General features: G+C 58.7%; 17 protein-coding genes and 2 pseudogenes. 13 read left to right on the forward strand and 6 right to left on the reverse strand.

Going from position 1 to position 14309, the window contains the following annotated elements; all coding sequences use genetic code 11:
- Nucleotides 1-257: 257 nt before the first annotated feature.
- Nucleotides 258-542, forward strand: coding sequence for an integrase core domain-containing protein (locus MTR72_RS40590; RefSeq protein WP_445819662.1), 285 nt, complete (start codon nt 258-260; stop codon nt 540-542).
- 40 nt (nt 543-582) lie between these two features.
- Here MTR72_RS40590 and MTR72_RS34125 read toward each other — a convergent pair whose 3' ends face one another.
- Nucleotides 583-789: a DUF2934 domain-containing protein gene (locus MTR72_RS34125; protein WP_341511964.1), complete on the reverse strand. Its 207-nt coding sequence runs from the start codon at nt 787-789 to the stop codon at nt 583-585.
- A gap of 157 nt (nt 790-946) precedes the next feature.
- Between MTR72_RS34125 and MTR72_RS34130 the strand changes: the two genes are divergently transcribed.
- The 3 genes from MTR72_RS34130 (at nt 947) to MTR72_RS34140 (ending at nt 1782) form a co-directional block, all read left to right on the forward strand.
- On the forward strand, nt 947-1147 hold the full coding sequence (locus tag MTR72_RS34130; RefSeq protein ID WP_280971189.1) for a hypothetical protein: 201 nt from the start codon (nt 947-949) through the stop codon (nt 1145-1147).
- 96 nt (nt 1148-1243) lie between these two features.
- On the forward strand, nt 1244-1483 hold the full coding sequence (locus MTR72_RS34135; RefSeq protein WP_280966586.1) for a hypothetical protein: 240 nt from the start codon (nt 1244-1246) through the stop codon (nt 1481-1483).
- A 14-nt stretch (nt 1484-1497) separates the two neighbouring features.
- Nucleotides 1498-1782: a VapE domain-containing protein gene (locus MTR72_RS34140; RefSeq protein WP_280966585.1), complete on the forward strand. Its 285-nt coding sequence runs from the start codon at nt 1498-1500 to the stop codon at nt 1780-1782.
- 306 nt (nt 1783-2088) lie between these two features.
- Here the strand turns inward: MTR72_RS34140 and MTR72_RS34145 are convergent, their stop codons facing one another.
- Nucleotides 2089-3276 carry an IS110 family transposase gene (locus MTR72_RS34145; protein WP_341511978.1) on the reverse strand — a complete coding sequence of 396 codons (1188 nt, stop codon included), beginning with the start codon at nt 3274-3276 and terminating at the stop codon, nt 2089-2091.
- Between the two features lie 232 nt (nt 3277-3508).
- Between MTR72_RS34145 and MTR72_RS34150 the strand changes: the two are divergent.
- Nucleotides 3509-3736: pseudogene (locus tag MTR72_RS34150) on the forward strand (transposase domain-containing protein); the annotation flags it as partial.
- A gap of 351 nt (nt 3737-4087) precedes the next feature.
- Here MTR72_RS34150 and MTR72_RS34155 read toward each other — a convergent pair.
- Both MTR72_RS34155 and MTR72_RS34160 read right to left on the reverse strand, forming a co-directional pair.
- Nucleotides 4088-4216: a hypothetical protein gene (locus MTR72_RS34155; protein ID WP_280966584.1), complete on the reverse strand. Its 129-nt coding sequence runs from the start codon at nt 4214-4216 to the stop codon at nt 4088-4090.
- Nucleotides 4217-4307: 91 nt separating this feature from the next.
- The gene (locus MTR72_RS34160) at nt 4308-4904 is read right to left on the reverse strand and encodes a hypothetical protein (RefSeq protein WP_280985388.1); all 597 of its coding nucleotides are present in this window, start codon (nt 4902-4904) and stop codon (nt 4308-4310) included.
- A 277-nt stretch (nt 4905-5181) separates the two neighbouring features.
- On the opposite strand from MTR72_RS34160, the gene MTR72_RS40595 reads away from it, so the two are divergent.
- The 5 genes from MTR72_RS40595 (at nt 5182) to MTR72_RS34180 (ending at nt 7548) form a co-directional block, all read left to right on the forward strand.
- The gene (locus MTR72_RS40595; protein ID WP_445819663.1) at nt 5182-5685 is read left to right on the forward strand and encodes an ABC transporter substrate binding protein; all 504 of its coding nucleotides are present in this window, start codon (nt 5182-5184) and stop codon (nt 5683-5685) included.
- The gene (locus MTR72_RS34165; protein ID WP_280966582.1) at nt 5675-6142 is read left to right on the forward strand and encodes an ABC transporter substrate binding protein; all 468 of its coding nucleotides are present in this window, start codon (nt 5675-5677) and stop codon (nt 6140-6142) included. Before MTR72_RS40595 ends, MTR72_RS34165 begins: the two co-directional genes overlap by 11 nt.
- Nucleotides 6143-6594: 452 nt before the next feature.
- A complete protein-coding gene (locus MTR72_RS34170; RefSeq protein ID WP_341511965.1) occupies nt 6595-6879 on the forward strand; it encodes a hypothetical protein in 285 nt (94 codons plus the stop codon).
- A 197-nt stretch (nt 6880-7076) separates the two neighbouring features.
- On the forward strand, nt 7077-7379 hold the full coding sequence (locus tag MTR72_RS34175; RefSeq protein ID WP_280971412.1) for an ATP dependent DNA ligase: 303 nt from the start codon (nt 7077-7079) through the stop codon (nt 7377-7379).
- Nucleotides 7380-7383: 4 nt separating this feature from the next.
- A complete protein-coding gene (locus MTR72_RS34180) occupies nt 7384-7548 on the forward strand; it encodes a hypothetical protein (RefSeq protein ID WP_280971308.1) in 165 nt (54 codons plus the stop codon).
- Between the two features lie 879 nt (nt 7549-8427).
- Here the strand turns inward: MTR72_RS34180 and MTR72_RS34185 are convergent.
- A pseudogene (locus MTR72_RS34185) lies at nt 8428-9519 on the reverse strand (IS3 family transposase).
- Nucleotides 9520-9704: 185 nt separating this feature from the next.
- Between MTR72_RS34185 and MTR72_RS34190 the strand changes: the two are divergent.
- The 3 genes from MTR72_RS34190 to MTR72_RS34200 all read left to right on the forward strand — a co-directional run bounded on the left by MTR72_RS34190 (nt 9705) and on the right by MTR72_RS34200 (nt 12485).
- Entirely contained in the window at nt 9705-10109 is a 405-nt protein-coding gene (locus MTR72_RS34190) for a recombinase family protein (RefSeq protein WP_280966579.1), read from the forward strand.
- A gap of 61 nt (nt 10110-10170) precedes the next feature.
- Nucleotides 10171-11445 carry a nucleotide sugar dehydrogenase gene (locus tag MTR72_RS34195; protein WP_445819664.1) on the forward strand — a complete coding sequence of 425 codons (1275 nt, stop codon included), beginning with the start codon at nt 10171-10173 and terminating at the stop codon, nt 11443-11445.
- 23 nt (nt 11446-11468) lie between these two features.
- The gene (locus MTR72_RS34200; protein WP_280966577.1) at nt 11469-12485 is read left to right on the forward strand and encodes an NAD-dependent epimerase; all 1017 of its coding nucleotides are present in this window, start codon (nt 11469-11471) and stop codon (nt 12483-12485) included.
- Between the two features lie 1126 nt (nt 12486-13611).
- Here MTR72_RS34200 and MTR72_RS34205 read toward each other — a convergent pair.
- The gene (locus MTR72_RS34205) at nt 13612-13785 is read right to left on the reverse strand and encodes a hypothetical protein (RefSeq protein WP_280966576.1); all 174 of its coding nucleotides are present in this window, start codon (nt 13783-13785) and stop codon (nt 13612-13614) included.
- Between the last annotated feature and the right edge of the window lie 524 nt (nt 13786-14309).

Raw genomic sequence — 14309 nt, forward strand, 5'->3', positions numbered from 1 at the left:
CCCGGGCCTCACGTCTGGGTAATCTAATCCTTGAGTCCCTCGCAGTCTGAATCCTTCACCAACCAAATTTAGACAAGCGAGGCTCGGGCCAGCTTTCTAAAAAGCCCGCAGAGACCTCATCTGGATCAACGTCACAAATAATCCGACGGCGGATGCCCGTCAGATCACGGAGGCATTTCTTGGGATGCGGGCCGGGCTACATGATCCGAGACCGCGACCGCATTTATGGCGGAATCGTCACTCGTCGATTGCGTGCCATGGGCATTCGGGACAAGCCTACTGCACCGGTCTCACCTTGGCAGAATGGCTATGCCGAACGGCTGATCGGGTCAATCCGCTGCGAGTGCTTGGATCATATCGTCGTTTTCGGCGAGGCCCATCTACGTCGAATCCTTCGATCCTACGCGCGCTATTACAACGACGTCAGAACGCATCGATCATTGGATAAAGATGCGCCGGTCTCTCGCCCGATTCAGCGGACCGGGAGCATCAAATCGTTCCCCATCCTGGGCGGACTCCATCACCACTACGTCCGGGTCTAGGTTTTCGCTACACACACCAGCGCATTAGCGTCATCTCGCGTCAAATGTCGGCACCTTTGTTTGGGTCACAACGCTCCTCTGCGTCCTGCAATTCTCTCTGCGCTTGGCGCCAGAACTCGTCCTCGCGTCCTTCGGGTTTGCCCGCCAGCTCCCACAGTTCGAACGCGCGTTTCCGTATCTGCTCTTCTGTAGGGTAAGCCACAATGAATTCTCCCGGAGCGCGGGTCCCGTCTTGGGCAGAAGGCACAAAGGGGACCCGTCAGCCGATTTTACTTATGATCCAATGAGCCAATTCGGACTTAAGAGGGTTGTTCCTTCTCCTATGCCGCCGCCCGATCTTCCTTTATCCGCACCGCGCATCACGATCCTGAGCAGCCTCATCCGGCACAGGCCGCTGCAACGCCTTGGCCTCATTCCACGGAGCCCGCATCCGAACATCGCGTGTATCTGCTAAGCGCTATCGAGAATTGATTGCGAGCGGCCATGAATTGATCCGCGCCAAGAACGACTTCCCCAAGCCGCTGTTCGCCAATGCAGCGCTCGCGCTGCGCGGGGAGCAACGCTGGCAAGGAATGCTGGTTTTCGCATCAAATGATGCTCATTGACGTGCCGCCGCGGCAGCCGTTCATCGATGCTGCGAATTTCCAACCGCGCCGTAGACCGAACAGGATAATCTCGTTGTCACGCACTGATTGCAGACCATGGAGATCATTACCGTGTCGCCGGCTGTGACTGCACAAGCGGTCGAGTTGGTGGCCCGTGATCGCAGCTTCCATCCCGTGCAGGATTGTCTCGATCACATTGAACATGACGGCGTGTTTCGGCTCGACACGATGTTCTCGACTTATTTCGGTTCGGAGCAGACTGAGTACACGAAGCTGGTCGGCCGCAACATGAGGATCAGTCTGTCGCTCGGATCTTCGATCCCGGCTGTAAAGTAGATACGGTGACGAGCTTGGAGAGCGAACGGGGGCTGAAGAAATCCACGGCCATTAAGGCACTGTTCGATCCGTGGTTCACGGACGACATCAGCGACCTTGGCAGCAAAGATGCCGCGATGCAGGTGGGCGGCGTGTGGTGCGTCGAGCTCGGCGAACTCGATGCCATGAGCCAGCCCGAGGTCTCCAAGGTCAAAGCATTCATCTCTCGCCGAGTTGACCGCTTTCGTCCATCTTACGGTCTGGTTCGCGAGACCGCGGAGTGGTTCGCCGGCAAGTGGCAGGACTACGGGGATGGATAGTTACTCACCGCAACTATCAATAAGTGCGATGTGCGTGCGCTTAAGGATGATCGCAACGAGCAAGAGATCATTGCTGACCGGTTTAAGATCGTGACAAGGGAGTGCCTGGACCGGGATTATCTTGAGGCGGTTCTGATGGCGGGGACGCACGAAAAGGACGTGAAGGTGTTCGTATGAACACCGCAGGGGGCGCTGTTGCTGCCAGCAATTCCTCGGGTCCTTCCGGGGGCCTAGGGCGGGTAGCGCCAGCGCTCAATGCAACCGTAGCTCGCGCCAAAGCGGGACACATTTAGCCGCTTCCTCCCGTCAGTTCATGACAACTTTTTTTGGCTTCTCCTTCCAGGCCGCCACCATCCGCTCGTACGCCTGCTCGACGCGTGCGACGTAGCCAGCTTCCCGCTCGCGGAGATCCTTGATCCAGTAGTCCCGACCCGGGCCAGCCTTGCCATCGGCACGGGGCGCTCCAGCCTTGAGTGCCACCTTCCGGAGTTTCATCGCTGTAAACGCTGGGCGCGCGTAAGCATAATCTTTCCCGGTCGTCAGGATGTGCCAGATCATCACTGCGAGCTTACGTGCCGTTGCGACGGCCGCGACTCCAGGCCCATGCTTCCTCTGAATGCGGTTGAAGAAGGCCCGCAGCGGCCCTGGCGCCGTCTTGGCTGACCAGGCCGCTTCAACCAGCATCTTGCGGGCGTCACGATTACCCTGTTTCGAGATGCGACCATGCCTTGCCGGGTGCTCTCCCGATTGTCGAATCCGAGGGGTCAAACCGAAGTAGCTGCTTAGCTTATCCGGTGACGGGAAGCGTGCGATGTCGCCGATCGAAGCCAGCACAGTCGAAGCAACGACCGAACTCACGCCGGGAATCGTCATCAGCTTGAGGGCCCGTGGATCATCCAGAGCCTCTTGCGCCACGACTTTGTCGATCTCCAACAGCTGTTTTGTCACGCGTTCGAGTTCCGCGATCAGACGCTGGAGCATCGCATATTCTTCCGGTGGAAGAGGCAGACTCTCGAGCCAACGTTGCCCGGACTTGCCGAAGAGGTGGCCTTTGTAGGGCGGTATGAGATTGGCATGTAGGATTGCCTTCATGCGTCCCTTAATTCTGACGATCTGCGCCAAGACGCCAGCGCGCTCCGCTATCTGGCGCCGGCGGCCGTAGGTATCCTCGTCGGCAACCCAGACCTCAGGCAAGAAACCGGCAGCATGCAACTTTGCCAGGGTTTCAGCATCGATCTTATCCGTTTTGATCCGCGCATAGGCGATCGCTCGAACAAGCCTCGGGTTGGCGACCGCGACGCGCTTAACATGCGGGCGCAGAAGACGTTCGACCGCCGCGCTGTTGCCCGTCACCTCGATGACCACTTCATCCTCTCGGCTGAGTGTTTTGGCGAACGCGACAAGTCTATCGTGGACAAGATCTACGCGGAGTTGTCGGGTTATCACACCGTCCTCCAGAATAGCGACCTGGGCGAAGGATCGGTGGATGTCCATGCCGACGATTCTCATGCTTGGTTCTCCTTTGTTTAGGAGCCAGTGGCTTGCACGACATCTACGGATCCGCGCTCACAGCGCAGCCGGGCAAGTCGTAGGGGGCGGCCAAGTAACAACGCGAGCTCGCAGCTCATGGACAGGACGGCCTGCCACCGTTTCATGCTCCAGACGCCCCTATCCCGGCCTTGGCAAACTAACCCGGAAACGAGGCGTCGACAGCATCATGCCCTTTAACAATGCTGCCGAGCGTGAGCTACGGGCGGTCGCCGTGGGGCGAAAAATTGGACCGGACGGCGTGCGGCTGCCATCTACAGCCTCATCGCCACCGCCAAACCCAATAACATCGACCCGGAGGCTTGGCTCGCCGACGTGCTGGCGCCTACCGGATCACCCTGCCAAGCGCATCCACGAACTCATGCCATGGAATTGGCAGCTTCAGAACGCCGCTCACGCGGCGTAAGACAGCTCCACAGATCTATGAAGTGGTCGGAGATCTGTTGATCAATGGCATCTAAGGTTCTGGCTGCCCGTCGCTATCCGCTGGCGCTCTAGCCACTCCCTCTTTTTTGGCGGCCTCAGCGTAGCGGCGATCGGCTTCGATGGCCGCGCGCCTCATTATCTTGTGGTTCTCTTCGGCAAGCGCCTCAAGCGCCTCCCTCACTTCGTCCCTGGTCATTACAGGTTTTCCTCGGCCATGACGGTGACTTCGCAATCGTAGAGGATCAGTGCTCGCTGATCATCCCCTCTGGAGCCAGCCCCCACGAACCGCCGATTCCGATTTCTCAGGTGCAATGCCAACCGACCTGGCATCTCATCGCAATCCGGCGATAACGTCGATCAACTCTGCTTTCGGATTGATCTCGTTAACCAGGGCCGTCGCCGGATGCGCACCGAAATCAGCCAGAATCCGTTGTTGCAGCAGCGAAGCAGACTTCAGCACAGACCAAAATGATCTTTTGAGCCGCTAAGATGCCGCCTAAGCGCGGCTAAGGCTATCGCTATCGCCAGGCGCCCCTAAGAACGGCGCGATGTCAAAATGACATTGGGTGCAGCACGATGTCGAACAAGAGTTTCTGAAGCTCGATGATTTCTATCCGGATGCCGTTGCGTGTTTTCCACCATCGGTCGGGGTCAAAGTTTGTGTAACGCGCGGGTTTGACCGCGACACGTGTCGGATGGCCTTTCATGACTCGGTTGATCACTCGCCGCGATCGTCGCGAGTGATCCTTAGTTGCCACAAACACGATGGATCGGAACTGATGCTCGTCGCACCATTGCGGAAGAACCCCGCCTTCACCTTCGGTTCCATCGACTCTGGATATTCGCACGACATCCGTCACGCCAAGCGATCTTAGTTGGCGAATTTGCCTTGCCCCCGGATCCTCGTAAGGCAGTCCCCGGCGGCTGAACTCTACTTCTACCTCATTTGGAAGCTCCACAAAAACCGCGACGCGCTTTGAAATGCCGCTTTGCACGAGGTCAGCCGCTTCGAGCGACCCAGCGCCACCGGAATCGATTGATAGGACGATGATGTCGGCGGACGCGACCGCCTCGTTTACGACGAGGGCCCACCCAGCGGCTCGCAGAACTGGCTCCCGGACGGAGCGAACAGCAACGATCGCAAACACGGCCAATGCGACCAACACTAGGATTGGGGCCCACCTCAGCCGCAGGGAGATCATAGTCCGCTTCATCGGGTTCTCACACGAACGTGCTATGTCGCCCGCGGCGAGGATCGACCATGCGCGGCCAAGATGTCCAGTCCGGCGTTGGCCCTTCGCTACAGCTTCCGAGGTGCTGGGGAAGTCGGGATTTGAGGTTGGAACCTGAAGTCCCTGGCCAAGGCTCAGACCAGCGCTCTTGACTCATCCTGAGACGTCGGCGTCCGAATTTACCGATTTGCACATGAGGGCCCCAGTTGACGGTGTGATAGGCTATCTGCCGTTGGCAGGCACCACTAATGAGGCGACGGGACTTTGTCACTCTATTCGGCGCCGCTGCGGGGCCGCACGCCGCGCGCGCACAGCAGGCCGACAGAATACGACGCATCGGCGTGCTCTCGGGACTAGCCCGAGACGATTTGGACGCTCGGGGTCAGCATGCAGCGTTCATGCAAGGCTCCTACAATTGGGTTGGGTCGATGGCCGGAACGTGCATATCGACGCCCGCTGGTCGGCAGGACGTGCCGCCGACGCGCGAAAATATGCAACAGAACTAGCCACTCTCGCTCCGGATGTCATCCTGGCTAGTGGCAGCGCGTCCGCCGGGCCTACGCTCGCAGCAACTCACATCATTCCAGTGGTGTTCGTAACAGTTCCTGATCCCGTCGGCGCTGGCTTTGTCCAAAGTCTTTCGCGCCCGGGTGGCAATGCTACTGGGTTCATAGTTCGAGTACGACTTGTCCGGTAAATGGTTGGAATTGCTCAAGGAGATCGCGCCATACGTGACGCGAGCTGCGGTCCTTCGGGATCCCAACACAACCGCCGGGGCCGGTCAGTACGCTTTTATCCAATCCGCGGCGCCAGCCATCGGCATGCAGGTAAGTGCCGTCAACTTAGACGAGGCAACCGCGATTGAACGCGCTATTGAAGCCTTCGCCCGTTCCCCGGATGGCGGTTTGATCGTGACTGGGACGCCACTCGCAGTAGTGCATCGCGATCTGATTATACGATGGCTGCCCGATGCAATCTGCCTTGCGGTCTATTTCGAAAGCCACTTCTTCGTACCCTATAGCGGACTCATCTCCTATGGACCCAACTTTGTCGATCAGTTTCGGCGTGCCGCCACCTACGTGGATCGCATTTTAAGAGGCGAGAAGCCGTCCGAGCTTCCGGTACAGATATCACCGGCTACGAGCCGGTTATAAACCTCCGCCAAGGCGCTCGGCCTCACCGTGCCTCCGGCCCACCCAAAAGCCCGCGATGACGCGGGGCTTTCCCGTTGAGCGATCAGCCGGTCTGAATCTCAAGCTGCGCTGCGCTGGAAATCGCGGATGGAGCCATCGTTCCAAACCGGCGCACACATGGGTGTGCAGGAGTTCTCAGCGCCACATCGTCGGCGCGCTCTTGCGCGCGCCACTGAAGTGATCGAATAAGAGATTCGCTTTTGCGGCGGTGCATTGTGTCTCGTATTGTAGACTGCCCGCCGTCGCCCCTGACGGCGGGCGCTCTGTGAGTTGCATAAGTGGCGAGGTTACCAAAGCACCTGCGATGCCGGGCTTCATCAAGCCTCAGCTCGCCACGCTTAGGAGCAAAGCACCTTCGGGCGCGAACTGGCTCCACAAAATCAAATACGACGGTTACCGTATCCAACTCCATATTGACGGCGAACACCGGCAAGGCATTCACCCGCAACCGGCTCAATTGGATCAAGCGCTTCTCCAACATTGCCGGTGCCTTCGACCTACCCGTTCAGGCGATCATCGACGGCGAGGTCGTTGTTGTCCACGAAGGCCGAGCCGACTCGCCGAATTGCAAGCAGAACTCGCTCGAGGGGACCAAGATCGCTTGTTGTATTACGCCTTTGATTCGTATAGATCGATGGCAAGGACCTTCGCAAAACGCCTCAGATAGAGCGCAAGCGGCAGCTCAAGAAGCTGTTTGACGATTACGACTTAAAACCGCCTGTACTTTACAGCGAGCACCTAGAGGCGACGGTCAGGCGCTCTTCGAGCATGCCAACAAGCTCAATTTTGAAGGCATTATCTCCAAGCGCGCCGACGTTCCGTACCGTTCCGAGAGGACTGAAGCCTGGCTCAGGGTGAAGACGGTCAAGCGTGAGAAGTTTCCGTCGTCGGCTTCATCAAAGATCCCACAGGCGTTGCCGCGCTCTACCTCGGCAAGAAAGAAGGGAACGAACTGCGCAACATGGGAAAGGTCGGTACGGGCTGGAGCCGGACCACCTCCCGTCAATTTAGGAATGCCCTTGATGCGGTGGTGAGCCCGAAGTCCAAGCTCACGAAGCCGATTAAGAAGCCGAAGGCGACATGGGTCGAACCGAAGTACTATGCCGAGTACCGGGAGATCACATCCGAAGGCTTACTAAGGGCAAGCTCCTTCAAGGGGCTGAGCGCGGCGTTCCTAGAAGCGTTTTCTCCGATGTAGCTCGATGAGGAAGGTCGATCTTGTCGAGGCCATTGCGGAGTTGAAGATGGACAAGCTCACGGAAGAACAGCTCGCCGAGCTCAAGAGACTCAGCAAGAAGCACGCGTGCCGGATGAGTCAGAGATCGTCACCTCACGAGAAGAGGCTGAAATCCGCATTCGCGACCTGAAGGAGAAGTCCCGCATTGAATGACCCGAATTGTCCGATCTGTCGCGGCCTTGGGTGGGTGTGTGAGAACCACCCCAATCGCGCTTGGAGCACAGGGGATCATCGAGGAAGTTGAAGGCGAGCCAAGGAAGACGCGCCATTGACGAACCCGGTCTCCAGCGCACGTCCGCGAGCAGACGGTCGGAAGCCCTCGCCGACGATCGGCGTGATGTGCTTAGTTAGGAGTACCGGTCAGCCGACACGGGTATCGTATTGAAAAACAGGTGCTCGTGAAACTTGGTGGTCATAGTCCGCAGAGAAGCGCACCGAGCACGTCAGCGCAAATAGCCATTTACACTTTAAATTTGAACGGGCTCGGTATCCTATGGCGAAAACATACCGGCGATCCCGAAGCGTTCGCTGACTTCAGGTGGAGTGAACGACGTGAGCATTTTGTGGATGGATATGACGTAGGCGTCCTGCGCTACTCATAAAGGCCGCCTCAACCACGCTGGCCACTGAATCTTCGCGTAAGCCATTCAGACTAATCCTCACCGGGATTTTGCGGTCACCCCCGGGCTGGAGCAGCGCCGTGTCGGAATTTCAAACAGGCGGCGTTGTTGCGAGTGTCTTGTTCGCGGGGTTGCCTCGAGGCGCTCACTGCCCGGAACGCGTTGTCTGAACGAGGGTAGGGAACAATCAGCTTGGCAAAGCGTCTGTTTGAGGCCCCCAGCCGAAAGGTGCCCCCCAACTGCTGGAGGAAAACCCGCATCAAGCGGGTTGGCGGCCCCCACTTGGGGCCGTTTGAAATTCAGGTCGTGCCTCCATTAGAAATTTAGGGCCCATCGGAATTCCTGCGCTAGTATGCAACATGATCTTCCCCCGAAAAAAGTGGACTGGTTTAGGCGGCTTTTAGCTCCATCTCGATCTGAGGGATATATCCGATGGCGGAATGGAGCCTGGTTCGATTGTAGAAGCCCTGGATGAAGGCGAAGATATCACGCTGGGCTTCGGCACGGGTCTGATACTGGCGATGACGGACGAACTCAGTCTTAAGGGTGTAGAAGAAGCTCTCCATCGGCGCACTGTCGTAGCAGTCGGCCTTGCGGCATCATGGATGCGCTGATGCCGGCGACGGCAAGGGCCGCGCGATATTTGTGTGAAGCGTACTGCACGTCGCGATCGGAATGATGGATCAATCCAGCAGCGGGTCGCTGCTGGCGGAGCGCCATCGATAGCGCGGAGGAAACGAGTTCGACCCACATGTGATGGCGCATCGCCCAACGGACGATCTTGCGGCTGAAGAGGTCCATGACGGCCGCCAAGTACAGCCAGCCCTCGGCTGTCGGGATGTAGGTGATATCGGCAAGCCAGACCCGGTTTGGGTTTGCGGCAGTGACGTCGCGCGCGATCAGGTTCGGCGCGACCGGCAGATCGTGACGGTGCGGACCCGACGTGGCGGCGCCATGATCGCCCGAATGCCATGCCGTGTCGCATCAGCCGTTCGATCCGGCCACGGCTGGTCCCTGCGTCCGCAAGACGGCGTGGACCCGAGGACTACCATAGCGCTGGCCGCTCTCGCGATGGAGCTGCCGGATCTCGGCCTGCAGCACAGCATTGGAGGTTGTACGGCGCTCTCCGGGCGCTCGCGCCCGGCGTAATCGCGAGACCTCGAGCACGGTACGTTCAACCGCACCGGATAGCTGTCGCGATGGTCCTCGATGAAGCGGAAGCTCATGTCCGGGTTCCGGCAAAGATCGCGATCGACTTTTTTAAAATATCGCGCTGCATGCGCAGCCGTTCGTTCTCCTGGCGCAGCCTGGCGATCTCCGAAGCCTGGTCCGCCGACATCGGCGTTGCCTGCATGATAGGGCGCCACGTCGCCGATGCCGGCCACCTGCCGGAACTTGTCGACCCAGCGTCGCGATACCGAATCGTGCAGACCGAGCTCCTTGGCGACCACCCGGATCGATCGACCACTCGAGACCACCAGTTCAACGGCCTAGCGCTTGTAGTCGGCCGTGAACGACCGACGTTGACCACTTCCATTCGACAACTCCGGGCTCTCAGAGCCTACTACAGGTGTCCATTCATTCGGAGGAGGTTCACGTTGCGGTTGAAGGCATGTGGGTGTCCGGAGAGAGGGTAAGGGACGATCGGATGATTGGGGCGGAGGAGATGGCGGACGTCATCGTCGTCCTGAAGCGCCGCGGCATCGCGGCACGATACCTTTATCAATCTGGCAACATCGTCTATAATCGGAACTCGTTTCGTCCTCGAGAGCAGTGTAAGCCGGGCCCGCCCGAACGGTGGATCCGAAAAGTCGGTGCCTTCGAGCCGGTGATCAGTCCTGAGCTGTTCGCGAAAGCGCAGGCCATCATCGCGGCCCGCAAGAGAACCAAAGGTCTATCCAGCGAGGAGATGCTTAAGCGGTTCAGAATTCTCCTACAGAGAAAGGGACGGTTCAGCCGCGATATCATTCGAGTGGCTCCGGAGGTATCAATTCCGGCTCTTTACCAATTTCGATTTGGAAGTTTGAGAAACGCCTATCAGCTGATCAGCTATTTCTCGAAGTGGAATTGAGGTGCTTCCTAGCTAACGAGACGTTGCAGCGCAGTTCTGGGAGCGGACAGGTTTGCCAACTATCCGAAACATTGGCGTCATAGGCCTCGGCTACGTCGGGCTTCCAGTGGCGGTGGCGTTTGGTCGGGCCGGATATCGCGTCATCGGATTCGACATCAACGCGGAGCGGATCGCCGAGTTGCGTCGAGGTCAGGACCGGACGCGCGAAATCGAGATGGCTGATCTGCATGCCGCCCGGATTGAATACACTGACCAGCCGGGTGATCTGGCCGCGGCCGACTTTTTCATCGTTACGGTTCCGACTCCGATTGATGGCGCAAACAAGCCCGATCTCCGCGCGCTGTTGAGTGCATCGAGGTCCGTCGGTGGCGCATTGAAGAAGGGAGACATCGTCGTTTACGAGTCGACGGTCTATCCCGGTGCAACCGAAGAGGAATGCGTGCCGGTTCTCGAACGTGCCTCCGGTCTCAAGGCCAGCGTTGATTTCCACGTCGGATATTCCCCCGAGCGGATCAATCCCGGAGACAAGGAACACCGCTTCGAAACCATCCAAAAGGTGGTATCTGCGCAAGACGCCAAGTCGCTCAGGATCGTCGCCGAGGTCTATGGCGCGGTCGTCAGGGCCGGCATCTACCAGGCGCCTTCGATCAAGGTCGCTGAAGCGGCCAAGGTGATCGAGAATACACAACGAGATCTCAACATCGCCTTCATGAATGAGCTCTCGCAGATCTTTCATGCGCTTGATCTTGATACCGGCGATGTGCTGGCGGCTGCCCGCACGAAGTGGAATTTCCTCCCGTTTCAGCCCGGCCTGGTCGGCGGGCACTGCATCGGGGTCGACCCCTATTATCTGACCTATCGTGCCGAGATAGCGAAGTACCATCCTCAAGTCATCCTCGCGGGACGGCGCATCAATGATGACATGGGCGCACGGATTGCGCGAGAGTGTGTTCGGCGTCTTCTGAAGAGAGGATCCCGCGGCGGCGTTGTCACCGTGTTGGGCGTGACGTTCAAGGAGAACTTGCCGGATCTACGCAACTCCAAGGTTATCGATATCGTGCGCGAACTGGAATCGTTCGGTATCAAGGTTCAGGTCCGCGATCCCTGGGCGGACCGCATCGAAGCCTTCGACGAGTATGGAATTGAACTCTCCGATCACAAAGAGCAGCAGCCGGCCGACGCGGTTGTTCTCGCCGTCGCGCACGACACTTTCATCAATTTGGGCTGGCCATTCTTGCAGACGCTCCTGAAAGAGGGACAAGGTCTAGTCCTGGACGTCAAGTCCCGGCTGGAGCGGGCGAGCAAGCCGGCCGAGATAGAACTCTGGCGACTTTAGCTCCTGAGCAGATAACAGGCGCAATGACTGATCAAAAGATTCTGGTGACCGGTGCCGCCGGCTTCATAGGGTTTCACGTCGTACACCGGCTTGCGTCGGCCGGTCGGGACGTCGTTGGTCTCGATGTCGTCAATGACTATTATGATCCGACGCTGAAGGAAGGGCGCCTCCGTGTGCTGCGGGAGTTTCCGTCCTTCCGCTTTATCAGGAAGGATCTCGCCGATCGCGAGGCCATCGCTCCATTCTTTGCCGAATCCCGCTTTTCCCACGTCGTGCATTTGGCGGCGCAAGCCGGCGTGCGATATTCTCTGGAGAACCCGCACGCTTATGTCGACGCGAACCTGCAAGGCTTCATGAACGTCCTTGAGGGCTGTCGGCATACCCAATGTCGGCACCTTCTCTACGCTTCGTCATCCTCTGTGTATGGCTCGAACAAGAAGCTGCCGTTCTCGGTCCGCGACAACGTCGATCACCCGATCAGCATTTACGCGGCTTCCAAGAAAGCGAATGAGTTGATGGCTCATGCCTACAGCCATCTCTTCTCGCTGCCGACCACCGGCCTGCGGTTCTTCACGGTGTATGGACCGTGGGGGCGGCCCGACATGGCGTTGTTCATATTCGCAAAGGCGATCGTGGAGGGCAGGTCGATCAAGCTGTTCAATCACGGGCAAATGTCGCGTGACTTCACCTACATCGACGACGTCGTGGAGGCCATCGTCCGGCTGATCGATCGGCCGCCCGCGCCGGGGCAGCAGGCTCCGACGAACGCTCCGGATCCCTCACGCAGCGCCGCGCCCTGGAAGATCTATAACATCGGGAACAACACGCCCGAGCAGCTCATGCACGTCGTTTCCTTGCTCGAGGAGGAGCTGGGTCGTGTTGCCGTGAAGGAAATGCTTCCGATGCAGCCCGGCGATGTCCCGGCGACGTACGCTGACATCGATGATCTGACGCGGGACATTGGTTTTCGACCATCGACCAGCGCCGAGGAGGGGATCCGCAAGTTCGTCAAATGGTACCGCGAATACTATGGGATCTAAAGCTACCTGGAGTGCCGTTCTGCGCTGATTGGAAACACGGGGAACGAGACACGGCTTGAGTCCAGAGCCGGATCTCGTCCGGCCGACAGACGCGACCCGCATAGCCAGAACTGAGGGCGAGCTGAGTCAAGAGGGAACATCTCGTCACAAGTAAGGAGCGCTTACGGTCGGCCGCGAGGTCTGCCGAGGGCCGAATTCTCGGGCTTATCGACGGTGCGGGGAAAGCTTGCCGTCATTTCTTCAACGTCAACCCCATCTCTCGCGCCATCCGCCTTACTGAGCCAGTATGCCGGCGGAGAGCGGCGGCAATTTCAGACGCAACGAACCGCAGGCGTATCATCGCCGAAAGCTTCCTACGTTCGAGATCAGTCCATTCCTTCGGCTTGGATGATTTCATCTCGAAATCTTCCAGCACGGCAAGGGGACATCCGTACAGTGCTCCTGATGGCCGCGGATTTAGGTGGTAGCCGCGTCCCAGGCCTGTTGGTCGAAGACCGCAACGTTTGCGCGCTCAAGACCCCGCTCCATCTGGGGCTGGGGGCTGAATAGCGATGGAGCGGGAGACGGAGCTTCATTCGCAGCAGCGCTGGAAATCGATCGAAAACCCCGACCCGCCGAGCTTACAACTGAGATTCGGGCCTGATAGCGGCCGATGCATGGCGCCATTCGTTCGAGCCGAAGCTACCCGCCATGTGCGTTCTGATAATTCGCGAGTGTTGCCGCCACGCAATTTTCAGAACCGCATGGTTGTGACAATATCGATGTCAGCCGGTCGGGAATTCGACCAGCGAAAGACTGGCTAGGCTCGGCACACGTTTCGGCGGGGGCAGTGTGCCGAGCCGTCGACCGTGAGAGCTCCGCTCCATCGCAGGGGAGGCTGCGGTTCTTCACCTTAATCCGCAAAGCCGCTCGCGACGCGAGTCCCACATCGCGCTGTAGCGAGCGACGTTGCGAGTGGTCACCGATGATTCATCGGTAAGGTTTGGGTTGCGACACCAACCCGATTCGAGGAACCATCCATGACCGAGGACGCGGTGAACCTGCCTCCAGAGCTTGCGCGAGAAAGGGCGCCTGCCAGCGACGGCTAGTGCTCGGAAGAGTAGTCAGCGTCACATCGTAGGCGCGTTCAGGGCTTCTGGCCCGCTGCCTTCAAGACATTTATTGAGAGTTGACCGTTTGCCGCAGTTTCGAGGATCTTGGAAGCGACGTGCGCTCTGGCGCCGGTCTCATACACGGAAATATTCTCGCATACTTCCTCAAGCACTGCTGTGAATAGCGCAGTCGTTTCGGCGTCGAACATGCGTTCTCCTACAGTTGGACAATGCTATCCTCGCGATGGGTGGCGACGACCTGTGGTCTCTGCCCCTCCACATGCGTAAGACCAATCTGGAGCGATCCATCATGGCCAATCGTTCGGTCTCCCGAAGCGAGCAGCGGCCCCACCAACGCGTATACATATGGTGGGCCGCCTGCTCCTCCGGGCTTGAAGCAGGGGGCTGGACAGCCCGAAGGGCACAAGCATTTTACGCTCGCCTGCAGAGACTGACGATTGCTCGAAAGAGGCGCTCCCTTGGAGCGTCTGCAGATTGACGCTAGCACCACCGCTGCCGTGGCGGACATCGCGTGCCGCGCTCGCCGAAACAAGCCGATGGCGCACAGACCGCGCGATCATGCCGCTGCGATCGGCTATGGGGCGAACATTTTTCGCTTGCGCATCCACCAGGGAAGGCGGAATGGCCAAGAACAGCGCAGCCAAAGCTGCGACCATAAGCGGGCACCATCACACGAGCCTATTCATCGGCCAACTTATAGACCCACGACGCA

This window comes from Bradyrhizobium sp. ISRA442, from assembly GCF_038085055.1.
Classification (GTDB): Bacteria; Pseudomonadota; Alphaproteobacteria; order Rhizobiales; family Xanthobacteraceae; genus Bradyrhizobium.